The 24,630-nt window shown below is 56.0% G+C and carries 26 protein-coding genes; 14 read left to right on the forward strand and 12 right to left on the reverse strand.

What is annotated here, in order from left to right; translation table 11 throughout:
• Positions 1-2: 2 nt before the first annotated feature.
• The 4 genes from HOO88_00450 to HOO88_00465 all read right to left on the reverse strand — a co-directional run bounded on the left by HOO88_00450 (position 3) and on the right by HOO88_00465 (position 5,137).
• The gene (locus tag HOO88_00450) at positions 3-2,405 is read right to left on the reverse strand and encodes a DNA translocase FtsK (GenBank protein NOU35237.1); all 2,403 of its coding nucleotides are present in this window, start codon (positions 2,403-2,405) and stop codon (positions 3-5) included.
• Positions 2,406-2,528: 123 nt separating this feature from the next.
• A complete protein-coding gene (locus tag HOO88_00455) occupies positions 2,529-2,768 on the reverse strand; it encodes a hypothetical protein (protein ID NOU35238.1) in 240 nt (79 codons plus the stop codon).
• A gap of 99 nt (positions 2,769-2,867) precedes the next feature.
• Positions 2,868-3,668 carry a class I SAM-dependent methyltransferase gene (locus HOO88_00460; protein ID NOU35239.1) on the reverse strand — a complete coding sequence of 267 codons (801 nt, stop codon included), beginning with the start codon at positions 3,666-3,668 and terminating at the stop codon, positions 2,868-2,870.
• Positions 3,669-3,679: 11 nt separating this feature from the next.
• Complete coding sequence (locus HOO88_00465) at positions 3,680-5,137, reverse strand: sulfatase (protein ID NOU35240.1); 1,458 nt, start codon at positions 5,135-5,137, stop codon at positions 3,680-3,682.
• A gap of 167 nt (positions 5,138-5,304) precedes the next feature.
• Here HOO88_00465 and hisC point away from each other — a divergent pair, with 167 nt between their 5' ends.
• Positions 5,305-6,351: a histidinol-phosphate transaminase gene (gene hisC / locus HOO88_00470; protein ID NOU35241.1), complete on the forward strand. Its 1,047-nt coding sequence runs from the start codon at positions 5,305-5,307 to the stop codon at positions 6,349-6,351.
• 69 nt (positions 6,352-6,420) lie between these two features.
• Entirely contained in the window at positions 6,421-6,609 is a 189-nt protein-coding gene (locus HOO88_00475) for a hypothetical protein (protein ID NOU35242.1), read from the forward strand.
• Positions 6,610-6,697: 88 nt separating this feature from the next.
• Here HOO88_00475 and HOO88_00480 read toward each other — a convergent pair whose 3' ends face one another.
• Positions 6,698-6,946 (reverse strand): hypothetical protein, encoded by a 249-nt coding sequence (locus HOO88_00480; GenBank protein ID NOU35243.1) that lies wholly within the window; start codon positions 6,944-6,946, stop codon positions 6,698-6,700.
• Between the two features lie 14 nt (positions 6,947-6,960).
• On the reverse strand, positions 6,961-7,581 hold the full coding sequence (locus HOO88_00485) for a hypothetical protein (GenBank protein ID NOU35244.1): 621 nt from the start codon (positions 7,579-7,581) through the stop codon (positions 6,961-6,963).
• A gap of 154 nt (positions 7,582-7,735) precedes the next feature.
• Between HOO88_00485 and HOO88_00490 the strand changes: the two genes are divergently transcribed.
• The 5 genes from HOO88_00490 to HOO88_00510 all read left to right on the forward strand — a co-directional run bounded on the left by HOO88_00490 (position 7,736) and on the right by HOO88_00510 (position 12,166).
• Complete coding sequence (locus HOO88_00490) at positions 7,736-8,521, forward strand: electron transfer flavoprotein subunit beta/FixA family protein (protein ID NOU35245.1); 786 nt, start codon at positions 7,736-7,738, stop codon at positions 8,519-8,521.
• On the forward strand, positions 8,518-9,516 hold the full coding sequence (locus HOO88_00495) for an electron transfer flavoprotein subunit alpha/FixB family protein (protein ID NOU35246.1): 999 nt from the start codon (positions 8,518-8,520) through the stop codon (positions 9,514-9,516). The genes HOO88_00490 and HOO88_00495 overlap by 4 nt, the downstream gene beginning before the upstream one ends.
• 14 nt (positions 9,517-9,530) lie before the next feature.
• Positions 9,531-10,451: a thioredoxin-disulfide reductase gene (gene trxB / locus HOO88_00500; GenBank protein NOU35247.1), complete on the forward strand. Its 921-nt coding sequence runs from the start codon at positions 9,531-9,533 to the stop codon at positions 10,449-10,451.
• A gap of 30 nt (positions 10,452-10,481) precedes the next feature.
• On the forward strand, positions 10,482-11,642 hold the full coding sequence (locus HOO88_00505) for an acyl-CoA dehydrogenase (protein ID NOU35248.1): 1,161 nt from the start codon (positions 10,482-10,484) through the stop codon (positions 11,640-11,642).
• 89 nt (positions 11,643-11,731) lie between these two features.
• Positions 11,732-12,166: a 3D domain-containing protein gene (locus HOO88_00510; GenBank protein NOU35249.1), complete on the forward strand. Its 435-nt coding sequence runs from the start codon at positions 11,732-11,734 to the stop codon at positions 12,164-12,166.
• A gap of 11 nt (positions 12,167-12,177) precedes the next feature.
• Here HOO88_00510 and HOO88_00515 read toward each other — a convergent pair whose 3' ends face one another.
• From HOO88_00515 to HOO88_00525, 3 genes are all read right to left on the reverse strand, one after another.
• Complete coding sequence (locus HOO88_00515; protein ID NOU35250.1) at positions 12,178-12,819, reverse strand: HAD family phosphatase; 642 nt, start codon at positions 12,817-12,819, stop codon at positions 12,178-12,180.
• A 39-nt stretch (positions 12,820-12,858) separates the two neighbouring features.
• Complete coding sequence (locus HOO88_00520) at positions 12,859-13,062, reverse strand: hypothetical protein (GenBank protein NOU35251.1); 204 nt, start codon at positions 13,060-13,062, stop codon at positions 12,859-12,861.
• A gap of 80 nt (positions 13,063-13,142) precedes the next feature.
• The gene (locus tag HOO88_00525; protein NOU35252.1) at positions 13,143-13,817 is read right to left on the reverse strand and encodes a hypothetical protein; all 675 of its coding nucleotides are present in this window, start codon (positions 13,815-13,817) and stop codon (positions 13,143-13,145) included.
• 98 nt (positions 13,818-13,915) lie between these two features.
• Here HOO88_00525 and HOO88_00530 point away from each other — a divergent pair, with 98 nt between their 5' ends.
• Positions 13,916-14,794 carry a hypothetical protein gene (locus HOO88_00530; GenBank protein ID NOU35253.1) on the forward strand — a complete coding sequence of 293 codons (879 nt, stop codon included), beginning with the start codon at positions 13,916-13,918 and terminating at the stop codon, positions 14,792-14,794.
• 15 nt (positions 14,795-14,809) lie between these two features.
• On the opposite strand, the gene polA is transcribed toward HOO88_00530, so the two are convergent.
• The 3 genes from polA to HOO88_00545 form a co-directional block, all read right to left on the reverse strand.
• Positions 14,810-17,617, reverse strand: a complete 2,808-nt coding sequence (polA, locus tag HOO88_00535; protein ID NOU35254.1) for a DNA polymerase I — start codon at positions 17,615-17,617, stop codon at positions 14,810-14,812.
• A gap of 62 nt (positions 17,618-17,679) precedes the next feature.
• Positions 17,680-19,560 (reverse strand): potassium transporter Kup, encoded by a 1,881-nt coding sequence (locus HOO88_00540; protein ID NOU35255.1) that lies wholly within the window; start codon positions 19,558-19,560, stop codon positions 17,680-17,682.
• A gap of 173 nt (positions 19,561-19,733) precedes the next feature.
• Positions 19,734-20,180: a PTS sugar transporter subunit IIA gene (locus HOO88_00545; GenBank protein NOU35256.1), complete on the reverse strand. Its 447-nt coding sequence runs from the start codon at positions 20,178-20,180 to the stop codon at positions 19,734-19,736.
• 254 nt (positions 20,181-20,434) lie between these two features.
• On the opposite strand from HOO88_00545, the gene HOO88_00550 reads away from it, so the two are divergent.
• Genes HOO88_00550 through HOO88_00575 form a run of 6 tightly spaced genes read left to right on the forward strand, consistent with a single transcriptional unit; the run spans position 20,435 to position 24,630 of the window.
• Positions 20,435-20,899 (forward strand): PTS sugar transporter subunit IIA, encoded by a 465-nt coding sequence (locus tag HOO88_00550; GenBank protein ID NOU35257.1) that lies wholly within the window; start codon positions 20,435-20,437, stop codon positions 20,897-20,899.
• A gap of 3 nt (positions 20,900-20,902) precedes the next feature.
• Positions 20,903-21,901, forward strand: coding sequence for a F0F1 ATP synthase subunit A (locus HOO88_00555; protein NOU35258.1), 999 nt, complete (start codon positions 20,903-20,905; stop codon positions 21,899-21,901).
• 16 nt (positions 21,902-21,917) lie between these two features.
• Positions 21,918-22,103, forward strand: a complete 186-nt coding sequence (locus HOO88_00560; GenBank protein NOU35259.1) for an ATPase — start codon at positions 21,918-21,920, stop codon at positions 22,101-22,103.
• Positions 22,104-22,125: 22 nt separating this feature from the next.
• Positions 22,126-22,665, forward strand: coding sequence for a hypothetical protein (locus HOO88_00565; protein ID NOU35260.1), 540 nt, complete (start codon positions 22,126-22,128; stop codon positions 22,663-22,665).
• A gap of 1 nt (position 22,666) precedes the next feature.
• Entirely contained in the window at positions 22,667-23,068 is a 402-nt protein-coding gene (locus HOO88_00570) for a hypothetical protein (GenBank protein NOU35261.1), read from the forward strand.
• A gap of 32 nt (positions 23,069-23,100) precedes the next feature.
• A complete protein-coding gene (locus HOO88_00575; protein ID NOU35262.1) occupies positions 23,101-24,630 on the forward strand; it encodes a F0F1 ATP synthase subunit alpha in 1,530 nt (509 codons plus the stop codon).

Consider the following 24,630-nt stretch of genomic DNA (forward strand, 5'->3'; position numbering starts at 1 on the left):
GGTTATTCCTCCGGTTTATGCTCCTCGTCGTCACCGTTAAATTCCTGAGAAGCTTCCGCTTCGGAAAGAGGTTCGCCATGACCGCTGTGTTCGGGGATTTCGCCATCGAGGTCGATCAAAATATCGCGCGGGCCGGTTTCCGTCGGCGGACCGATGACACCTTTTTCTTCAAGCATATCCATCAGGCTTGCGGCGCGGTTATAGCCGATTTTCAGGCGGCGCTGGAGTGAGGAGGTTGAAGCGCGCTTGGTGCTGCGGAGTACTTCCATGGCGGCTTCGAGAAGGTCATCGCTTTCGTTCATCTCCGGAAGTTCCGGCCGGGTACTTTCGATCTTCTGCTTGATCTCCGTGATGAACTCCGGCGAGCCTTGAGTGCGGATAAAGTCGGTGACGCGGTGCATTTCACCGTCGCTGGTCCAGGTCCCCTGCAGGCGAACCGGTTTATTTTTGCCCGGCGGCAGGTAGAGCATATCGCCTTTGCCGAGCAGTTTTTCTGCGCCGACGGTATCAAGAATCGTGCGGCTGTCGTTGCCTTGTGCGACCTGAAAAGCGATACGGCCCGGAATGTTGGCCTTAATCGTGCCGGTGATGACGTTGACGGACGGACGCTGTGTGGCGAGAATCATATGAATGCCGGCGGCGCGGGAAAGCTGAGCGAGACGCACGATGCACGGCTCGATTTCCTGCTGGGCGACGCTCATCAATTCGGCCAGTTCGTCCACCACGATTACGATATAGGGCAGCTTGGCCGGAACCAGATCTTTCGGCTGGTCGGGATCTTCTTCAATGGCGGCACCGAACAGGTCGGTCTGTTTTTCGATCGGTCGGGTGTTGAAGCCTTTGATATCGCGCACCTTCACTTTTTTGAAGAGGGCGTAGCGCTTTTCCATTTCCTTAATAGCCCAGCGCAGACCGAGCGTCACCTTTTTGGCGTCGGTGATAATCGGTACGACGAGGTGCTTGAGGTTTTCATAAGCCTGAAATTCAAACGTCTTCGGGTCGATCAGAATCAACCGGAGCTGTTCCGGCGTGCGTGACAGGAGCAGGCCGGTCAGCAGTGAATTCATACAGACCGTTTTGCCTGCGCCGGTGGCCCCGGCGATCAGCATATGCGGCATGGCGGAAAGGTCGCCGACGACCATACGGCCGCTGACGTCTTTGCCGAGTGCGAGCGGCAATGCGATTTCCGGGTTATGGAAAGCGGGGCTTTCGACCAGCTCGCGGAGATAAACCGACGTGCCTTTCGTGTTTGGCACTTCGATGCCGACAGCGCCTTTTCCGGGAATCGGCGCCTGAATGCGGATGCTTTGAGCGCGGAGCGCCAGCGCAATATTTTTTTCAAGGCCGGCGATGGCTTCAACCCGCACGCCGGGAGCCGGAGTGATTTCGTAGGACGTAACCGTCGGGCCGGTTTCGACGTGCGTGACGGTTCCATCCACGCGGAATTCCTCGAGAGTCGCCTGAAGAATCTTAGCCTTTTCCTCTGTGTTTTCGGTGGACGTGCGAGCCTCCAGCGAAGGCAGCTCGTCGAGAATGGTAAGCGGCGGGAGTTGATAGCCCGATTCGTCGCGGCCCGGCGCGATATTCACAGAAACATTAGCCAGCTCGTCGGCAGGTGGCGGAGCGACCGGTTTCGCTTTGGCAGGTTTCGGCGGATCTGCTTTATCCGGCTTGGCTTCCGCTTTCGGTGCCGGGGCGGCAGGCGGCGTAAACAGTTCGCTGGCGTCTGGCGCGGGCTTCAGTTTCAGAAGAGGTTTCTTCTCTTTTTCCTCCGCAGGTTTTGCCTCGCGGCTGAATCTTGGTTTCGGTGTGGCGGCGCGCGCCTCTTTGCGGCGGGCGCGGAGTTCTTTAATTTTTCCCCAAAGGAAAATGAACGGAGTGAAAGGATGCATGCCGGTCAGCTGAAGAATTGCGAGAATGAAAACCGTGATGAAAATAATTCCGGCACCGGTGTGGTTGATCAGCCGACCCAGTGTACGGATTGCCAGAAGCTGTCCGACCAGCCCGCCGGGACTGCCCACGTTGAGAAGCTCCTTCAGTCCTTTCCAAAGAACGGGCTGATATTCAAAGAAGCTCGAAAGAGAAACCAGTCCGGCAGTTAGCCAGGCCCAGACCGGCCATCCGCGTTCGTAGGAGCGGAATGTCATCATCAGTCCGCCCGTCAGAAGAACGAACGGCACCAGATAGCCGCCGACGCCGAAAAGCAGAAATCCGATGAACGCAAACCACGCGCCCAGCGGGCCGACCAGATTGTGCGGCGGTGATGCCGGCGGGTCATGCAGGAAGCCGATATCCTCGGCGTTGAATGAAAACACACAAAGGAAGCTGAGCAGACAGAGCGCCAGAAGAATGACACCGATCGCTTCGCGCTTCGGAGAACGGACTGTTTCAGATTGTTTTGCCATTTCGGCGAGTATAGCCGCAGAAATTTGATTTTGAATACCGAAATTATATTTATCTGAGGCTTATATATGAAAAAACCCCGCCGGGAAGGCGGGGCTTTTGAGGCAACCAAATCAACGTTTGGTTTATTTTGCGTCTTTTTTCGGTGCTGCCGGCTTCGGCTTCAGTTCTTCAGCGGACAGAACGCCGTCCTTGTTTATATCTTTTTTGTCAAAGGCTGCTGCTGCCGTTTTTTCATTGAAAGGTTTGCCAGCCTTTTCGACGGCGGCTTTTCTCTCGGCAAGGAATTGTTCTTTAGTCTGGTCGGCCGCGCTTGCGACAACACCGATCATAGCGATTGCGATAAACAGAAGTAATTTCTTCATTTTGCTCTCCCCTTGATATATTTGACCCTAAACAAGAACCCCTCCATCGGAGCCCATCATGCGGGACAAAGATGACGCGAATTCAGCCTAAAGTCAAAACTATAAGAGGGAGCACTTCGTAATCAGCACTACGGGAACGCGGGCCAGCTGAGGGTAAAGCGCGCGCCAGTCGTCGCTTTCATACGGAACTTTCGCACGGATTTCAGCCTCGCTCATTTCTGAAATCGGCATCGGCGCAGGTTCCAGCAACCGGTCAATGGTCAGTCCGGCGGCGTGAAGCCATTCGGTGACGGTTGAAACCGGCCAGTAGCGGGCGGCGCTCATCGTTTGATCGTCGAGTGACATGCGGACATCCGGTTCGGGGTGGAAATAGTCCGGCAGAAAAACGCCGTCTTCGCCGTCGCCGATGTCGAGCCACTCGCCGGCGTACAGCGGATGACCGGTTATCAGCAGAAACGTTCCGCCGGGCTTAAGCATCGCGGCGGCGTCGGCAATTACTTTTTGCGGATCGGCGGAGAACGGAAGGGCGTAAGTCGAGTGGATTAGATCAAATCGGCCCAAATCACCCATCGCGTCCATTGAAACGCACCGGAAATCGACGGCGACCTTTTCCTTGGCGGCGAGTTTGCGCCCGCATGCCAGTTGTTTTTCCGAAATATCGATGGCAAGACAGTCGGCACCTTGTTTGGCCAGAAAGATGGAATTCTGTCCTGCACCGCAACCTATCTCGAGAGACCGCAGGCTGCGGACATCAGGTAAAAGGCGGAGAACGGAGTCGCCCGGCAAGAGCGGACCGTAATGAAAATCGTCTGTCGAGATGCGTGTCTCTTTTTGGTAGAGCGCCGCGAGGTCGTCCCAGTAGCGCGCGCTGCTTTGATCACTGTTGCCGTTAAATTGCATTCGCCCGCTTTTTAATAGTCCTGCTTCTTCCAGGTGCCGTTGACGTAATTTTTCCAGGAGTGTGTTGTGCCACCGGTGTACTCGTAGGTCTCGAAAATGTCGCCTTCACCGGAAATGCGCGGGTCGCCGGTTTCTTTCAGTTTGGCCTGCAGATCATTCCAGAGTTCGGCTTTTGTTGCGGCGAACGCCGGGTCGGCGGCCAGATTTTTCATGCAGTAGGGATCGTTGGGAATATCATACAACTCTTCCGCCGGACGTTTCGCGAAGGAGGGGTTGTAGTAAAAATCTTTCCCGTGTTCATGCTGTTCAAGAATGCAGTCTTTCACCGGCGAGCTGTCGTAGTCGGTGAAACCGGTTTCCGGATTGCCTGCCGGCCAGCGGTCGGGCGCAAAATTCCGTATGTAGAGATATTGCGAAGTACGGACGCAGCGTACCGGATAACCGACATCGTTTTCGCGGCCCATGTCGTGGCGTTCGCGGCCCATGTAAGCGCGGTTGCGTTCAGCGGTCACCGTGCCGTCGGCCTTGCTGTAGAAAATATCGGTCAGAGATTTGCCCGGCAGTTTGGGCGGAACAGCAATTCCAGCCAGTTCCAGAAACGTCGGGGCCAGATCAATGAAGCTGGCCAGATCGTTCACGGTGCGTCCGGCGGCAATCGTTCCCGGCCACATGGCGGCGAAAGGCATGCGGAAATCGTCATCGTACATTTGCCCTTTGACGCGCGGGAAAGGACAGCCGTTGTCGGACGTAACGATCACCAGCGTGTTCTCGAGTTCGCCGCGATCTTCGAGGATTTTCAGCATGGTTCCCAGATGTTTATCAAACCATTCGGTTTCGAAGGCGTAGTCGAGCATGTCCTTCCGGACAACGTCTTCGTCGGGCCAGTACGGCGGAACCGTGTCAACCTCTTCCATCTTTTTCCCATGACGCATTCCTTCGCCCGGATTGTAGTGCCGGTGCGGTTCTCTTCCGCCGTACCAGAAACAGAACGGCTGACCGTCGGTGCGTTTATCCAGAAAATCCTGGAAGTTGGCTGTATAGTCGCAGTTGGCAATCAGGGAGCCTTCCGGCGGAGTCAGGGTGCGTTCATTATATTCCGTTCCAGCCGGATTCCGCGGGCGGCCTCTGCGCTTCCAGTCGCCCGGCCCCCAGCCTTTACCGGTGAAGCCGACGAGATATCCGGCTTCTTCCAGCAGATCCGGATAGACCGCGAACTCTTCGGCACCCGGGAAAACGCACCAGTGTGTGCAGGCCTCTTTGAGCTGCCAGGTGTGCATGCCGGTGAGCATTGAGGCCCGCGACGGCGCGCTTTTCGGATTGGTGGTGAACATGCCGGTTAAAAGAACGCCTTCTTTTGCGACTCGGTCGAAGTGCGGCGTTTTGACAAAGCGATGGCCATAGACGCTGAAGTGCGACGCATCATCCGCGAGGGCAAACAGAATATTCGGGCGTGTTTTCTTTGCTGTCATAATTAATCACCGGTTTCGGGGATGGAGCGTACGATTTTCCATCGGCAGTTCAATTTTATTTCGAGCCCGGCTTCCTGCCGCCTGCGGCGGCCGCCCATCCGGACGTTGACTTTGCGCACGAAATGCGTTGCACTGCCCGCCTGAAAATTCCAGACACCGGAAGCGATATGAAAAATTTGATTCGAAAATCTGTAGAAGCGATGAGCGGCTATGTTCCGGGGGAACAGCCGAAGGGCGAGGGCGTTATCAAGCTGAACACGAACGAAAATCCGTGGCTCTGCTCGCCGGAAGTCCGCGACATCCTCAACGAGATCGACGTTGTTGAGCTGGCGAAATATCCCGATCCGCTTTGTGCCGAAGTTCGTAAAGTGATTGCCGAAAAGCACGAAGTCGGCCTTGCGAATACCTTTGCCGGAAACGGATCGGACGAAATTCTGGCCCTTTGCATCCGCGCATTCTGCGAGCGCGACGGCTCAGTCGGCTATTTTGATCCGTCCTATTCGCTTTATCCGGTGCTGGCGCAGATTGAAGAAATTGCCGTGAAGCCGGTGGCGCTGGACGAAAACTTTGAGTGGAAGATGCCGAAAGGCTACGAAGCGTCGGTTTTCTTTTTGACCAACCCCAACGCGCCGACCGGCATGCTGTTTCCGAAAGCCAAGGTTGAGGCGTTCATCAAAAATTTCCCCGGCGTGGTGGTGATCGACGAAGCCTACGTGGACTTCGCCCGCGAAAGTTGCATGGAGTTTGCGACGAAATACGACAACGTGATCGTGGCGCGGACGCTTTCTAAATCCTACGCGCTGGCTGGCATCCGCTTCGGCTATTGCGTCGGCGCGAAACCGCTGATCGACGCGTTGCACAAAATCAAAGATTCCTACAACGTCAGCCGCCTGACTCAGGAGCTGGCGCGCGTTGCGCTGCTCGACGAAGAAACCATGGCGGCGATTACCGCCGCCGTCAAAGGAACGCGCGGACTCCTCACCGACGAACTGAAGGCGCTGGGCTTTAAGGTTTATCCGTCGGAAACCAACTTTGTCTGGGCGAAGCCGCCAAACCTTCCCGCGAAGAAAATTTTCGAAGAATTGCGCAACCGCAACATCTTTGTCCGCTGGTTTGACGGCCCGCGCACCAAAGACTGCCTGCGCATTACGGTCGGCACGAACGAGCAGATCATGACCCTGATTGAAAATCTGGAAGAAATTCTCGGTAAGTAGTCCGCGACCTCGGGTCGCGGCTACAACGCTGTAGCCGCCCGCCGTGAGGGCGGACTAAAGGAGTTGAAAATGACCTGTCCGAACAAAGAAAAGAATCTGGCGGACTGCACCTGCACTGCCGGTTGCGCGAAAAAGGGACTTTGCTGCGAATGCGTGGCGCATCACCGTGCCAAAGGACAGATTCCCGGCTGTTTCTTTTCGAAAAATGGCGAAGCTCTTTACGACCGTTCCGCCGCCGCGTTTTGCCGCGACTGCTGAAGGTTTAAAATCCGGGTTCTTTATTTATATGAAAAAACCCCCGCCATGACGGCGGAGGTTTTTGTAATAACCGGCAATTAAGCCGGACTTATTTTTTCTCGGCGGGGGGTGGTACGGTTGACTGGGGCCTCAGCTCTTCGATGGTCATGATGCCGTCTTTATTTACATCTCGTCGTTCAAACCCTGCGGCATACATCGCTTCATTGTAGGGTTTGCCAGCTTTTTCACACTCGTCTTTTTTGTGGGCGAGCCATGCTTCTTTAGTCCAGCTGTTGTTGCCAGCGCTCGCGGCAATGCCGGTCATAGCGACCACGATAAACAGAAGTATTTTTTTCATATAGATATCTTTAGTTATTTCTGTGCGGCTTTGAGAGCGGCGAAGGATTTGATCTCTTTATCCAGCGCGCCGAAGGCTTGGGTGGTCTGGAGGCGGGTATAGAGGTCTTTTTCTTTGGAGAGCTGGTCGGCGATTACTTTAGGGTCGATGACCATGATGGCGTAGGCGGTGAAGGTGTCGCCGGTGGTTTCATATTTCAGCGTCTGCGCCACGCTGCCGGCGATCTGCTGGCCGATGATCGCTTTTTCGGCGGTGTTGAATCCGGACAGGATCAACGATTCGAACGGTATGTTGGTTTCTGCGGAGAAGGCTTTCTCAAGTACGTCGAAACGGGCGGTCAGCATCCGGGCCAGTTCTCTGCGCCCGCTCACCTTGGCTTTATTGAGCGCCAGTTCGAGGCTCTTGGATTCGCCGATTCCGACCGCCGCCAGTCCTCCGGCTTCAACCATTCCGACTGCCAGCGTTTGCATTTCGCCGGGAAGCGGAGATTGAACGGATGGCGCATTGGTTTGTTCCGGTAGCGCGGATGTCACGACCGGTTCAGGTGCCGGAGTGCGGGCGGGTTTGGTGGTGGAGCAGCCGGTCAGGAGAACGGTTGCGCCGGTGAAGACGGTGAAAAACAGTATTTTTTTCATAGTGTAACTTTTCCAGCGGTTCCAGATATTCAGGAGCCGTCAAAATAAAGCATTCGCGGAAGGGCGGCAACCGATAAATCGGGTGTTTCGGCTTGAGATAGCGGGGCTGTATCCTTATAACCGATGCCTATTTTTCCCACGGAAAGGAATGGCTATGCATATTGTGGTTTGTATCAAGCAGGTGCCGGACTCGGATAAGGTCACAATCGACCGCGAGACGAACCGTCTCAACCGCGCCGGAGTGCCGAGCATCATTAATCCCTTTGACGAAAACGCGCTGGAAATGGCGCTTCAGCTCAAGGACAAGCACGGCGGGAAAATCACCGTCATTTCCATGGGTCCGCCGCAGGCTGAAGAAGCGTTGCGCACGGCGCTTTCGCACGGCGCGGACGAAGCGATTCTGATTTCCGACCGCAAGTTCGGCGGTGCCGACACCTGGGCCACCTCCTATACAATCACGCTGGCGCTCAAGAAGCTGACCGAGCCGGTTGATCTGATTCTCTTCGGCAAGCAGGCGATCGATGGCGATACCGCGCAGGTCGGTCCCGGCGTGGCGCACTTCTACGGCGTACCGATGATCACCTACGCCAAATCCTGCGAAGTGATCGACAACGGCTTCCGCGTTCAGCAAGTGACCGACCACGGTTACAACGTCTGGGATGTTGAAAAACCGGCCGCGCTGACGGTCGTTAAAGAAGCCAATTCGCTGCGAATGCCGTCGCTGAAGAAAAAGATGGCTGCCAAAAAAGCCGAGATTCCGGTTTGGGGCGTTGAACAGCTTCAGCCCGAAGAAGGCAAAATCGGTCTGGCCGGTTCGCCGACCAAGGTGAATAAGGTTTTTGCGCCGCCGGTGAAGCTCAATAAGGAAATCCTTTCCGGCGAGCCTGCGGACATGGTCAAAGAACTCATTTTCAAATTGCGGGAGAAGAAAGTCCTATGAGCACCAACAAGGAAATCTGGGTTTACGCGGAACAGGAAAACGGCAAGCTGGCTGGCGTGGTTTTCGAACTGCTCTCCGAAGGGCGCAAGCTGGCGGCCAAATCGGGCTTCACCCTTTGCGCGGTGCTCGCCTCCGCCAACGGCAAGCCGATGCAGCAGGAGCTGTTCAACTACGGCGCGAAGAAAATCTACAACGTCGAAGACCCCAGACTGGAAACCTACCAGAACGACTATTTCTCCAAAGTCATGGCCGACCTGATCAAGGCGCAGAATCCGGAGATCGTTCTCTACGGCGCCAGCACCATCGGACGCAGTCTCGCCCCGACCGTCGCCGTTATGGGCTGGGCCGGACTCACTGCCGACTGCACCGAGCTCGACTTTGACACCGAACGCCAGTGCCTGCTTCAGACGCGCCCGGCTTTCGGCGGCAACATTATGGCCACCATCATCTGCCCGGATCACCGCCCGCAGATGTCCACCGTCCGTTCCAACGTGTTCAAAAAAGAGCGCGTCAGCGAAAATGAAACCGGCGAAATCGTCGCTGTGAAAATCGATCTTTCCGGCGTCAAAGAGCGCATGAAGCGTATCGAGAGCGTTGTGGAAGAAGTGAACACCGTTGACCTCAAAGCCGCCGAATATATCGTTTCCGGCGGACGCGGCGTCGGCTCGCCCGAAAACTTTAAGGTAATCGAAGGACTGGCGAACGCTCTCGGCGGCGCAGTCGGCGCTTCGCGCGCGACCGTCGATGCCGGCTGGATTTCCCACCATCATCAGGTCGGCCAGACCGGTAAAACGGTTTGCCCGCTGGTTTACATCGCCTGCGGTATTTCCGGTGCCATTCAGCATCTGGCCGGTATGCAGAGCGCGGATTTGATTATCGCCATCAATAAAGACCCGGACGCGCCGATTTTCGACGTGGCCGACTTCGGCCTGGTCGGCGACCTGCACAAAATCGTGCCGGAATTTACCAGGCAGATTAACGCGCTGAGAAGCTAGGAAGGTTCCAGACTTTGGAAAATATCGTCATCATCGGAACGGGGCCTGCCGGTTATACCGCCGCGATTTACACGGCGCGCGCCAACCTAAATCCGCTGGTGATCGAAGGCTTTCAGCCCGGCGGTCAGCTCACGACGACGACCGAGATTGAAAACTATCCCGGCTTTCCGGAAGGGATTTCCGGTTCGGAACTGATGGATCTCACCCGCAAGCAGGCTGAGCGTTTCGGCGCGCGGTTTAAACCCGGCGAAGTGGTTTCTTCCTGTCTGACCTGCCTGCCCCATACAATTACGCTGAGTGACGGCGAAAAGATTGAAGCCAAAACCATTATCATCGCCACCGGCGCGAGCGCGCAGTATCTCGGCATCGAGTCTGAACAAAAGCTGATGGGCCGCGGCGTTTCCGGTTGCGCCGTCTGCGATGGCGCATTTTACCGCAACGTACCGGTCGCCGTGGTCGGCGGCGGCGACACCGCCATGGAAGACGCGCTATTCCTGACTCACTTCGCATCGAAGGTTACCGTCATTCACCGTCGCGACCAGTTCCGCGCTTCTAAAATTATGGTCGACCGTCTGCTTGCGCATCCGAAAATCGAAGTGGTTTGGGATTCCGTGGTCGAAGAGGTGCTCGATGTTTCCAAAAACGAAGTAACCGGATTGAAAATCCGTAACGTCAAAACCGGCGCGCTTTCCGAACTGTCCGTCACCGGATTGTTTGTTGCCATCGGTCATAAGCCGAACACGAAAGCGTTCGCCGGACAGCTCGATATGGATCATGCCGGTTATCTGATCACAAAAAACACCCGCACCAACATCGACGGTGTATTTGCGGCGGGCGACGTGCAGGATCCGGTTTATCGTCAGGCGGTTTCCGCGGCCGGTTCGGGCTGTATGTCTGCGCTGGAAGCAGAGCGTTATTTAGGAAGCATGGAATAAGAATCAACCAAGGAGAACAGTATGGGCGAAATCAATTATGGACTGACCGAAGAGCAGCTTGAAATCCGGGCCATGCTCGACGAATTCGGTAAAGAACGCATCGTGCCGGTACGCGCCGAGCTCGACGAAAAAGGCATTTTCCCCACCGACCTGCTCAAAGAGCTGGCGCAGATGGACATGATGGGCCTTTACATCGACGAAGCATACGGAGGCATGGGCGTCGGCCACCTCGGTTTCTGCGTCGCCGTCGAAACCCTCAGCAAATATTGCATCGGCGTTTCCGTTTCCTACGCCGCCAACGCCCTCGGCGCCGACCCGATCATCATCGGCGGTTCCGAAGAGCAGAAGAAAAAATATCTTTCCCCGCTCGCCAGCGGCGAAAAATGGGCCGCCTTCGGTTTGACTGAACCGAACGCCGGTTCCGACGCAGGTGGTATCGCCACCACGGCTGTCAAGAAGGGTGACAAATATATCCTCAACGGCACCAAGCAGTGGATCACCAACGGCGGCGAAGCCGACACCTACACCATTCTGGCTGTCACCAATAAAGCCAAAGGCGCCCGCGGCGTTTCCTGCTTTATTGTTGAAAAAGGCACGCCCGGTTTCACCTTCGGTAAAAAAGAAGACAAGCTCGGCATCCGCGCTTCCGCCACCCGCGAGCTGATCTTCCAGGACTGCGAAGTCCCGGCGGAAAATCTCATCGCCAAAGAAGGCATGGGCTTCCTGCTCGCCATGAAGACGTTCGACATTTCCCGGCCCGGCATTGCCGCACAGGGTGTCGGTCTGGCTCAGGGTGCGCTCGACATGGCCGTTGACTACGCCCGCGTCCGTCATCAGTTCGGCAAACCGATCATCGCCAACCAGGGCTTGCAGTGGATGCTCGCCGACATGGCCATGAAAGTTGAAACCGCCCGCGCCATCACCTACGTCGCCTGTAACACCATTGACGGCGGAGAAAAGGATGTCTCGAAAATCTCCGCCATGTGCAAATGCTACGCCGGCGATGTCGCCATGTCCGTCACCACCGACGCCTTGCAGGTTCTCGGCGGCTACGGCTTCATGAAGGAATATCCGGCTGAAAAGATGATGCGCGACGCCAAGATCCTCCAGATCTACGAAGGCACCAACCAGATTCAGCGCGACGTCATCGGCGCGGCACTCATCAAAGAGTACGCCTCCAGAGCCCGCTAAAAGCTTCCAAATATTAGAAACGAAAACCGCCTCGGAAACGGGGCGGCTTTTTTGTTTTTGTGGCGGGCGTTTCCGATTAGAGTGCCCGCATGAAACGGCGGATCATTTACTGGGCGACAGGCATCCTGATTCTGCTGATGCTGGTGAACTGTCATTGGGTTTTTCCGCCGCTACGGAAACCGGATGCGGTCATTACCGTCAAGACCACCGGCTACTGTGCCTGCATGAAATGCAGCGGATGGCGCTTCAACTGGTTCGGACTTCCTTCGCGGAACGGGAAAGTGAAGATTGTCGGACAGAACGCTTCCGGCGGGATGGTTCGGCCGGGAGCTGTCGCAGTGGATCCGAAAGTTTTTCCGCCCGGCACGAAATTTTATATTCCCGGGTACGGCTGGGGAATCGCCGAAGATGTCGGCGGCGGCATCAATCGGCGAGAACTCGATCTCTACTTCCGTCAGCATCGCTGCGCCGACAACTGGGGCGCGCAGACGAAAAAAGTCAAAGTCTGGTATCCGCGCGACTGATGACACCGCGTCTACATTAACTCATTCAGCTTTTCGAGCGTGAGGCTTTCGAGCGAAGCGACGACGGCGTCGGCCATCGTGAGGGCTTCCGCCGGATAGCTGTTGGTGACGGCGAGAACTTTCAGTCCGGCACCGTTGGCGGAGGAGATTCCGGCCGGTGTGTCTTCAATTGCCAGCCCGCTTGTTACGCCGAGTTTTTTCATCGCCAGTTTATACGGCGCAGGATCGGGCTTACTGATGTGTGTATCGTCGGCCGTGACGATGATGTCGAACGCATTTTCAATTCCGAGGCTCCCGAGGATTGGGATAATGTCGGCGCGGAGCGCGCCGGAGCAGATTGCCAGCGGAATATTTCCCGACAGGTGTTTAATCAGATCGACCGAGCCGGGCAGGGCGGCCGCGCCATCGCTTTCCAGTAGGTCCTGAAACGCGGCGGCTTTTTTGGAAATCAATTGGCCCAGCTCGGGTTTGCCAAGTCCAGGGAACGCGTGGCGGAAGGTATCGCGGTCATCAAAGCCGATATAGGTTTTGAAGTAGTCGGGCCAAGAAATCGTTTTACCGAGCGGTGCCAGTACCTTGTCGAACGCCGCCCAGTGAAGCCGCTCGGAATCCACGATGATGCCGTCGAAATCAAAAATTATTGCTGAAATCATGGGAAGACTATAGCCGGTCGAAAGTCTAAGGTCAAAAGTCTAAGGTCTAAGGACTTCTTTTTGTTGTGTTGGTATCGCCGGTTCCGGCGGCTTCTGGTTTTTCAGGTAGAAGTAGCGTGCGGCCAGTCCGACCCAGCAAATGACGAGGATCATTAGGATCCACGTCTTTTCCTCGTCAGTCAGCGTGAACCGTCCGCGCAGCCAGATGATCAGTTCTTCGAGAATCAGTGGTTTCTTTCTCATAGCGGCGAAGTCTAGCGTAGACGCGACGCCCTCGTCGCGTTTTATTTTGTTAGAATGCGACGAGGGCGTCGCATCTACGCTCAGTTTCCCGGCGGCGGATTAATCGCGGTGAAGACCGCCTCGGCCATCAGCCGCGCCCCTTCGGCGTTCGGATGCACCGTATCCGGGAAAAGTTCAGCTTTGCCGCTCAGCGGACGGTACAGATCAATAATCTTTGCGCCGGTTTGCCGTGCGATCTCGTTAATCATCGGAATGATCTCATTGACGACAATCGGGTCGGTGAAGTCGTACGGGCCGGGATACGTTGGCGCCGGATAGCAGATCCAGATGGTTTTGCATCCGTTGGTCTGGAAGCTCCGGATCAGCTCCGTGTAGTCTTTCACAAATTCATATTTATAAATCCAGTTGTACGGCGACGCATCGTTGGCACCGAGATTGATCACCACAATCTCCGGCTTGAAAGCCAGCGCCGCCGTGAAGGCGCGCGTCTGCCAGTACGGAATATCACCGTGCTTCAAAAGTGTCGCGCCATTCACGCCGAAATTCCGTACGGAATAATTGGTTCCCAGCATCACGCCTAACTGCGCCGGATAGCACTTTGCCTCGCGGTTTGAAATCCGCGCGCCATAGGTAATGCTGTCGCCGACACACGCCACGCGGATTGCTGAAGCCGATGCCGCTGGCGGAGTCTTCAATATCCGGTAATAAAAAAACAGCGCCAGTGCCGCGAACAGGATGAGCAATAACAGTTTCATGACCGGCATTTCATAGTTTGAATGCCGAACCGGTGTCAACACTAGCCGCGGGCGAACATTTGCTTGGCGGCAATTTTTAAATCTGATAAAGAATTTTCATGGCAGGGAATTTTGATCCGGCAAAGCATCATCGGCGGTCAATCCGGTTAAAAGGGCATGATTATGCCGGCGGCGGTCTGTATTTCGTCACGTTGTGCGCGCATCGGGATGCGGGAAATATTTTCGCCGCGGAAATAATCCGGGAAATGGTCGCGCGGGAATGGGAATCGGCCGCCGGGAGCACCCACGAGGGGTGCCCGTACGCCATCATGCCCGATCATTTTCATGCATTGATTCGCATTCCCGCAGGGGCTGGCCCCGTGCCTGCCCGCTCCCTTGGCGATGTGATTGGCGCATTTAAATCGCGGGTGGTGCATGAAATGATTCAATTGGTGCGCGCGGGATTATACCCGCCGTTTCCGGGAAAAATCTGGCACCGGAACTATTATGAACGAATCGTCCGCACGCCCGAAGCCGCCGAAAATATCCGGCGATATATCCGCATGAATCCGTGGAAGTGCATTCAGAACTTCGGCAACGGATTACGCGGTATGGGTAATCCAGCGCTTTGGAACGCGGAGAAGATCGGCGTTCTTTGCTCACGCAATGCGCCGCCTGTCGCACACATTCCCGAGGCAGAAGTTTATCTGGGCGGATTCCACTCGCCGCCGGAACAGAAAATTTTAGAAGCGCTGCTCATGCGCCGTGCCAGAATCATCTATTGTCCTGCATGGGGGCTGGATGGCGCGATGCATCCTGACGTATTGGCCGCATTGGAAGAGAATCGAATGCTGATTCTCGAAATGACGGATCGTTCCGGCGATTTGATTGCCGCTGAACAGCGCAACCGCTTTGTCATTCAGAACGCGGATAAACTTTGGACGCCGTATGTCACCAACGGCGGTATGCTCGACCGGCTGTTGAAGGAAATGAACTAAAGCTTTCTCCCTCTCCTAATGCGCCTCAAGCCAGTTGTTGCCGGTGCCGCAGTCGACGACGACGGGGACGGATAACGGCAAAGCGGAACTCATCAGCTCGCGGATTTCTTCGATGAGGGCGTGTTCGTCTTTGTGCAGTTCAAAGACGAGTTCGTCGTGCACCTGGAGCAGGAGTTTGGTCTTGGCGTTCTTTTGTTTCAGCAGGTCGTGGATGCGGATCATGGCGATTTTAATCATGTCGGCGGCGGAGCCTTGGATCGGCGCGTTGATGGCGTAGCGCTCGGCGGCGGCACGGACGGTGCCGTTGGCAGTGTTGATGTCGCGGATGTGGCGACGCCGTCCGGCGATGGTTTCGACGTAGCCTTTGTTGCGCGCGGTTTCGATGATGCCGTCCATGCAGGCTTTGACCGCCGGATATTGTTTGAAATAGCTTTCGATAATGTCCGCCGCCTCTTTGCGCGGAATGCGCAGCCGCTGGGCGAGGCCGAAGGCGGAGATACCGTAGATGATGCCAAAGTTGACCATCTTGGCTTTGCGGCGCATGTCGGACGTAACGTCGGCGAGCGCAACGCCGAAGACGCGCGCGGCGGTGGCGGTGTGAATATCTTCGCCGCTGACAAAAGCGGCTTTCATGTGCTGGTCGCCGCTGAGGTGCGCCATGATGCGCAGTTCGATCTGTGAATAGTCGGCGGCGAGCAAAGTGAAATCTTTCGAACCGGCCACAAAAGCGCGGCGGATTTCCTGTCCCTGTTCGGTGCGGACAGGAATGTTCTGAATGTTCGGGTCGCTCGATGCCAGCCGTCCAGTGGTGGTGACGGCCTGACTGAACGAGGTGTGAATGCGGCCGGTTTTTTTGGAAATGAATTCCGGCAGCGCATCGACGTAGGTGCTTTTGAGTTTGGTCGCTTCGCGGTAGTCGAGCAGGACGCGGGCGATTTCATGTTCGGTCGCCAGCTGGTCGAGCACTTCTTCGTTGGTGGTGTATTGCCCGGTTTTGGTTTTCTTAGGTTTGTCGGCCAGTTTCAGTTCGTCGAAGAGCACTTCGCCGAGCTGCTTCGGCGAGTTGAGATTAAACTCGTGACCGGCCAGTTCGTAAACCTTCTTTTCATAACCGGCGATTTCGCCGGCGAGCCGTCCGGAAATTTCTTTGAGCGCGGCGGTATCGAGCGCGATGCCGTTGGCTTCCATTTCAACCAGCACCGGAATCAGCGGACACTCAATGGCGTCAAAGACGTTGGTGAGTTTCCGTTTCTCAAGCTGCGGTTCGAGAATCTGGCGGAGCTGGATGGTGACGTCGGCGTCTTCGCAGGCGTAGTCAACGATCTTTTCGACCGCTACGTCGGCCATGGAAATCTGCTCACTCTTTTTTTCGCCGATCAGCGCGGTGATCGGAACCGGCGCGTAGCCGAGGTGAGTTCCGGCCAGCTTGTCGAGCGCGTGGCGTTGGTCGGGATCGAGCAGGTAATGCGCGAGCATCGTATCAAAAAGTTTTCCGCGCACTTCGATTCCGGCGGCACGTAGCATGGCGATATCGAACTTTAGATTGTGGCCGGTCTTTTCAATGGCCTCGTCTTCGAAAAGCGGCTTGAAGGGCACCAGTGCCCGGGTTAGTTCTTCATCGCTCGGGGGCAGGACAACAAACCACGCTTCATGCGGTTTAACGGAAAAGGAAATTCCGACGAGCCGCGCTTCACGCGGATCAAGTCCGGTGGTTTCGGTGTCGAAGCAGAAGCGTGTCGCTTCACCCAGCTTGGCAACCAGCGCCTTGCGCTCTTCCAGAGTTTGGACGGCGTGGTAGGTGTGCTTCACGTCGTCGATGGTTTTATAAGCCGGCGCGGCTTCTTCAGCCGGAGCCGCTGGCGCTTTGGCCGCCGCAAAAGAAAATAGATCGCCTTGTCCGCCTTTGGGCGGCGGCGGGGCATAGGAGGCGACGGGTGCAACCGGTGCGGCGGGTTTCCCAAAGAGCCGTTTGGAGAAAGAGGAGAATTCAAATTCGGAAAAAAGCGCGGCGAGCTTTTCCTCGTCGAGTTTGCCGCGGATAAGTTGATCGGGTGAATAGTCGAGCGGCGAATCAGTTTTGATGGTGACGAGCCATTTGCAGAGTAGGGCGCGCTCCTTGTTGGCTTCGAGGTTTTCCTTTAACTTGCCCTTCAGCTCTTCTGTGTGCTTGAGCAAATTCTCGATAGAGCCGTACTGCGCGATCAATTTCTGCGCGGTCTTCGGGCCGACGCCCGGCACGCCGGGAATATTGTCGGCGGCGTCGCCCGCGAGGCCGAGAATATCGGTGACCTGATCGATGCGTTCGATCTCCCAATATTTGAGCACTTCGGGAACGCCCATGATTTCCGGCGGCAGTCCGCTTTTGGCGGGCTTGTAAACGAAAGTATGCGCGTCGACGAGCTGGGTGAAATCTTTGTCCGGCGTGACCATGTAAGTATCGAAGCCTTCCTTTTCGGCAAGCCGGGCGAGCGTGCCGATCAGATCGTCGGCTTCAAATCCTTGCGCGGTGACGATCGGAATGTTGAACGCTTTGAGAAATTCCTGAATGCAGGGAACGGCGGCGCGGATTTCTTCCGGCGTTTCCTCGCGCTGCGCTTTGTATTCGGGAAACTTATCGTGTCGGAACGTCGGGCCGGAGACATCGAAGGCGACGGCGATGTGCGTCGGGCTCTGCTTTTCGATCAGTTCGAGCAGCGTGTTCAGGAAACCGAAGACGGCGGAAACATTACGGCCCTTCGAATTGATCATCGGGTTGCGCATGAAGGCGAAGTAGGACCGGTAAACCAGCGCCATGCCGTCGAGGAGAAATAACTTTTTGCTCATGCGGGGAGTGTAGTCAATTTCTCAGAGGTTGGAAGAATTTAACCAACCATTGGGAGCCGGACTCACAGTTCGATCTGCATGCCCATTTCGACGACGCGGTTGGCGGGCAGGCCGAAGAAAGCGGTTGCCGACTGAGCGTTACGGGACATGAGGGAGAGAAGGCGCTTTCTCCACTGGGCCATTCCTTTGGCCGATGTGACGACCAGTGTTTCGCGGCTGAGGACGAAGGTGCAGGCGTTGGGATGGAGGTCGAGACCCAGGTCGCGGCAGCAGGCGAAGATTTCGTTAATGGCGGCCTTTTCCATGAACCCGTAGCGGGCGGTTGCGCGGTGGAACCCGTTGGTGAGCGTTTCAACCTGTACGCGTTCGGCGGGATTCACGAACGGTTCTTCGGCGACGAGGATGGTGAGCAGGACGACGCGTTCATGCACCGAGCGGTTGAGTTTAAAGTTGTGGAGCAGGGCCAGCGGCGTGCCGAGGACATTGCCGGACATATAAACGGCCGTGCCGGGGACGCGTACGGCGTGGCCGAGGCTTAAGTCATCAAGGAAGCTTTCCAGCGGAAGCAGCCGTTCTTTCATGTGACGGCTGAGAATGCGGCGGCCTGTCCGCCAGGTGGTCATGACGGCCATAAAGCCGGCAGCGACCACCAGCGGGAGCCATCCGCCGCGCCAGATTTTCAGCGCGTTGGCGGCAAAGAATAAAATCTCAATCGTGAGCAGACCGGCACAGAGCGTACCTGCGGCCAGAACATTCCAGCCCCAGCGTTTCCGGGCGACGATGAAGAACAGGACGGTGGTGGCGATCATGGTCAGGGTGACGGCAATGCCGTAGGCCGAGGCCAGATTGCTGGACGAACGGAAGCCGAGCACCAGTGCGAGGCAGCAGATGAGAAGGAAGTTGTTGATTGTCGGCAGGTAAACCTGTCCGCGCTGTTCATATGAGGTGTGGCGGATTTCCATGCGGGGCAGATAGCCCATCTGGATCGCCTGCATCGTGAGAGAGAACGCGCCGGAAATAAGAGCCTGCGAGGCGATGACGGAAGCGGCGGCGGCCAGTGCGACGAGCGGATAAAGAGCCCAGCCCGGAGCGAGCATGTAGAATGGATTCGCCAGAGCTTCCGGCTGTTTCAGGATCAGCGCGCCTTGTCCGAAGTAGTTCAGAACCAGCGCCGGGAATGCGACGAAGAACCAGCCCAGCCGGATGGGGCGCGGGCCGAAGTGGCCGAGGTCGGCGTAGAGCGCTTCCGCGCCGGTTACAGTCAGGAATACCGCGCCCATCACGATGAAGCCGATTTTGCCGCTGTGCAGAAGAAAGGTGATGCCGTGCCACGGCGAGAGCGCGGCCAGAACTTCAGGTGCCATTATAATGCCGCGCAACCCGAGCAGGGCGATGGCGACGAACCAGACCAGCATGACCGGGCCGAAGACTCCGCCGACTTTTCCGGTCCCTGCGCGTTGAACGGCAAATATGGCGAACAGAATGACTAAGCTTAGAGGAACAATCCACGGTTCGAAAAACGGCGTGGCAACATTCAGACCTTCCACCGCGCCCAGCACGGTGATGCAGGGGGTGATGATGCCGTCGCCGTAGAGCAGGCTGGCGCCCAGAAGTCCGGTCATGACCAGAATGGTGCGGCGTTTTCCGCGATTGGCTTCGTCGGCGCGGGTGAGAGCGAACAGTGCCAGAATACCGCCTTCGCCGTGGTTGTCGGCCCGCAGGACGAAGGTTACATACTTCAGACAGACGATCAGAATCAGGGTCCAAATGACGAGAGAGAGGACACCGAGGATATTCGGCGCGGTGGGAGCCAGCCCGTGGGTGCCATGGAAACATTCGCGCAAGGCGTACAACGGGCTGGTGCCGATGTCTCCGAACACGACGCCCAGAGCACACACGATCAGGCTGGCACTTTTCCGGCGGCTCATTTCGACTGTTTGCATGGTTTTGCTTTTCTGAATAGCGGATAAAAGAAAGCCTGTGTATCAAAAGCCGGTGTGCAAGGGAATGTAAATTTCATGACAGCCGACCGCGCCTGAGGCGTTTCGTCTTGATCCGGCGAGATTCCGGAGAGGCAGAACGCTCCTCCGTTTCATGGTTGTTGACGGCAGGTTTTTTAAACCGTCAGCACGTCGAGGATTTCGTCAGCGGAGGCCGCGTTCAAAAGGTTTCCGCGCAATTCGGGACGGCTTAACCGTCTGCTGATTTCTGCGAGAAACTGAATATGCGGTCCGGCGCGGTTTTCGGGAGACAGCGTCAGGATGAAAATACGAGAAGGTTTGCCGTCCATGGCAGCAAAGCTGACGCCCGTCCGGTGAATTCCAATGGCGGCGACCAGCTGATCGACCGCATCTGTTTTGCCGTGAGGAATGGCTATCCCGTTCTGCATGCCGGTGGACATTTTTTCTTCGCGGGCCAGAACGGCTTTTACCGCCTCGGTGTGGTTAGTGATTTTTCCTGCCGCGACCATGAAGCCGACCATCTCTTCGACGATGCCCCGCTTGGTATCAGCCTTTAGCTCCGGCAGGACTGAATCGTTTGTAAAAATCTTTTTTAGATCCATGTTTAGAGTTCTCCGATGCAAAGATGCGATTCATTCTGCTCTCCAGCCGCAGACGGTCAATGAAAAATCAGGATAAAAGCGGCAGGGTTTTGAATGGAACGTAAAATCATGGCCCACTTATAATTAGAAACCAATTGACGCGCAATAGCTGTTGGTATAAACCCACCGTGATTTTTTATTTTTTCGAGAGGATGGAGCCAGCGAAAGGCTCATGAATTCGCCGTGTACACCGTGCTTTTTCCGACAGGACAGCTATGGCAAACGAAATTTTAAAGAGCGGACTGGATCCCGCCTGCATCCGGGTGGAGTTAAATGCGACCGGCCGGGATGAGGCCATTCGCGAACTGGTCGGACTGATTCACGCAAAGCATCGTCTGCGCAATATGGAAGATGTTGTGCAGGTCGTGATGGACCGCGAACAAAAGATGAGCACCAGCCTGGAAAACGGCATCGCTGTTCCTCACGGGAAATCCGCCTCGATTGACAAGCTGCTGGTGGCGGTCGGAATAAAGCAGAAGGGCATTGATTTCAAAAGTGCCGACGGCCAGCCTTCAAAAATCATCATACTGATTCTTTCCTCGGTGACACAGGCCGGTCCTCATGTTCGCTGTCTGGCGGAAATCGGACGACTGTTGCAGTCGGAAACCAACCGTAAAAAAATTCTAACGGCAAAGGATGCGGAGACCATCTTCAGGATCATGACGGACACGGGCATTTGAACCATGCAAAACAGATTATCCATTCGGCCTCTTCGTAACGGGTTAACCCCGGCGGGCCGCTGGATGTGTGCGCTCCTCATTACATTTCTGTTTGGAATTACCGATTTGTCTGTCGCAAGCGTACCGGAAGCCGCCGCGGAGCATCCGGTTTCTGCGGACGTACCGACCGAAGAACATCTGCCCGCCAGCGCGCCGGTAGTTTTCACTGTCGCCAGTGTGCCGGTTACCAACTCGATGCTTACCGGCTGGCTGGCCGCGTTTATTTTGATCGGTGTCTCCCTGAGGTTTCGTCAACAGGTACGGGTCGGACACCAAACCATGTTTACCGGCGCGGTCGAATCGCTGGTGATTTTCCTGCACGGATTTCTGGCGGACATTATGGGGGAAAAGCTGGCGCGGAAAACCTTCTGGCTGCTGGGCTCCTTTTTCATTTTTATTCTCTGCTCCAACTGGCTGGGATTGTTTCCAGGCATTGGAAGCATCGGCTGGGGACACGCGACGGAGCATATGTTCAAGGTGACTCAACCGCTGTTTCGCGGAGTTAACGCCGATCTCAACACGACGCTGGCACTGGGCGCATTGTTTTTCCTGTTCTGGTTTATCTGGGCGTGGAAAGAAAACGGGCCGGTCGGCATCTTAAAACACATTTTTGCGCCCAAGGGCGGGCTGAAGGGCATCATGTACTTTGTCATGGCGATTGTGTTTCTGGCGGTCGGATTTCTGGAAGTGTTTTCTATTATTATCCGTCCGTTTTCACTGGCGCTTCGGTTGTACGGCAATATTTTTGCCGGAGAAGTCATGCTGGAAACCATGCTACATAAAATTCCTGCGCTCGGCTGGTTGCTGCCGGTTCCGTTTTATCTGATGGAAGTGCTGGTCGGGCTGATTCAGGCCTTTGTTTTCACCCTTCTTTGTGCTGTTTTTGTTATGTTAATTTGCAGTCACGAGGGCGAAGAGAATCATCCGGAGCAGGAGATTGTTTCGGATGCACAACAACAGTAAGAAAAGGAGATAAAATATGGACCCATCAATGCATATCGGTATTGCGGCAGCTGGTGCCGCGTTGGCTGTAGGGTGGATCGGTTATGGCGCGGTCTCTGCGGTCGGTCGGAACCCCGGAGCGAGCACGAAAGTTATGGTACAGGCGATTCTGGCGATTGCCTTTGCCGAAGCCTGCGTGTTTTACGCAATTTTCCTGAAGTAGGCCGCAGGGCAGACGGAGCATCATGAGTACATTGTTGATACTGGCTGTCATCGAAAACCCCCTTCTGAAATTCGGCGTCAACTGGTATGACTTCATCTCTCAGGCCGTCGCGTTTCTGATCATCGCATGGATTTTGAATAAGTTTGTATTCAAGACCGTGATGAAAACGGTGGCGGATCGGCAGAGAGAGGCCGATGAGGCGGTCGCCAACAATGAGCGGGCGCGGCGCGAACTTCAGGCCGTCGAGGAGGCGCGTAAAGAGGTGCTGCACAAAGCGCAGGAACATGCCGAAAAAGTTGTGTCCGAAGCCAAAGCCAACGTGGCCGAACTGCTGAGTCAGGAAAAAATCCGCTGCGAACTGCTCGGTAATGAGATGCTGGCGAAAGCGCGCGAGGATGCTCAGCTTGATCAGGCGCGCCTGAAAACAGAACTCAAAGCCGAAATCGCAACGATGGTTGTGAATCTGACCGCGAAGCTGGCGCAAATGAATTTGACCGCCGCCGATCAGGATCGGCTGGTGCAGTCGGCGATTCATGAGATTGCCGCGTCTTCGCAGGAATAATATGAAGCTCACCCGTCAGAACCGCCGAAACGCCCGCCTTCTGTGGCAATCCGTTTCCGTCAACGGCACTCCCGATGCGAACCGTATCCGGGAGGCGGTTCAGGCTGTGAAGCAGCGCGACGGGCGCGACGCCGAAGCCGTTTTGAGGTGCTTCGTGCAACGGCTGGAAGTTTACATCCGTACGAACCGAGTCGGCATCACCAGTGCGGCCCGGCTTTCGACTCCGCAGCAGGAACAGCTTTCAGGGATGTTTCGCAAAACAGAATCGGTGAAAGCCGGGGTCAGTTTTTCGGTTGATCCTGCCGTCATCGGCGGGTTGAGAGTTGAGCAAGGATATCAGGTAACGGATCTGACCATTGCGCGGCAATTGGAAATATTGCAGGACAAGTTATTGGGAAAATGAATTTTTCGGACGGAAAGGCTGGTTAACGCACTATGCAATCTATCGTGGCGGACATTGAACAGACTCTCGCACAATTTCACCCGGAGGCGCAGAGCGAGGAAACGGGCAAGGTCATGGAAGTTGGCGATGGCGTGGCCCGGATCGAAGGGTTGCGTAATATCCGGCTGAACGAAATGATCGACTTCGGTAACGGGGTGACCGGTCTGGCATTGAATCTTGAAGAAAACAGCGTGGGCGCTGTGGTTCTGAGCGGCGCTGAAACCGTCCGCGAAGGACAGACCGTCCGTTCGACCGGCCGGTTGCTCGAAATTCCCTGCGGTCGCGCCATGCTTGGCCGCGTGGTGGATCCTCTCGGACATCCGCTCGACGGCAAAGGCCCGATTGATGCTGCGGGGATGAATCCGGTGGAGCGTTCGGCGCCTGGCATTATCGGCCGGCAGTCGGTTTCCGTGCCGTTGCAAACCGGCATTCTCGCCATTGACGCGGTGATTCCGATCGGACGAGGCCAGCGCGAACTGATCATCGGCGACCGTTCGACCGGCAAGACGACCATCGCGGTGGATGCCATTATTAATCAGGCGCGCCTGAACCATGAAGCTGAAGTCGCCGGGGACACCAATGTTCATCCGGTGTTTTCGGTTTATGTGGCGATCGGACAGCGGCAATCGAGCGTGGCGCAGGTTGTGCGCGTACTGGAAGAGCACGGCGCGCTGAAGTACACGGTGGTGGTGGTGGCTACGGCGGCTGATTCGGCGGCCATGCAATATCTGGCTCCGTTCAGCGGCACGGCGATCGGCGAGTGGTTTATGGATCACGGCATGGATGCGCTGGTGGTGTACGACGATCTTTCTAAACACGCGGTGGCCTACCGGCAGATGTCGCTGGTTTTGCGCCGGCCTTCCGGACGCGAAGCGTATCCGGGCGATATTTTTTATCTGCACAGCCGCCTGCTGGAGCGCTCGGCCTGTATGTCGAAAGCGCACGGCGGCGGAACGCTCACCTCGCTTCCAATCATTGAAACTCAAATCGGCGACGTATCCGCCTATATTCCGACTAATGTCATTTCCATCACCGACGGGCAGATTTATCTGGAAAGCGATCTGTTCTATCAAGGGATCCGGCCCGCGATGTCGATCGGGATTTCCGTGTCGCGCGTCGGTTCCGCCGCGCAGACCAAAGCGATGAAAGAGGTGGCCGGAAAAGTGAAGCTGGAATTGGCGCAGTATTATGAAATGAAAGAGTTCGCCCAGTTCGGTTCCGATCTGGATGCCAAGACTGTCGCGCTGATCGAACACGGACGGCGCATTACCGAGCTGTTTAAACAGACTCAATACAATCCCTTTCCGATGGAAGAAGAGGTCATTCAGCTGTGGGCGGCCCAGCAGGGCTTTTTCAACAGCACGCCGGTTGAGAAAACGCGCGAAGTCAGCGCTAAACTTCTCGAATTCATCCGGATGCGGCGGAAGAACCTGCTGAAAGATATTGCGCAGCAGAAACGGCTGACGCCGGAAATTAAGAAGGGCCTCGAAGAAGTAATGGCTGAATATCAAAGTTTGGCCTGA

The sequence above is a fragment of the Kiritimatiellaceae bacterium genome (genome assembly GCA_013141415.1).
In the GTDB taxonomy this organism is placed as follows: Bacteria; Verrucomicrobiota; Kiritimatiellia; order Kiritimatiellales; family Tichowtungiaceae; genus Tichowtungia.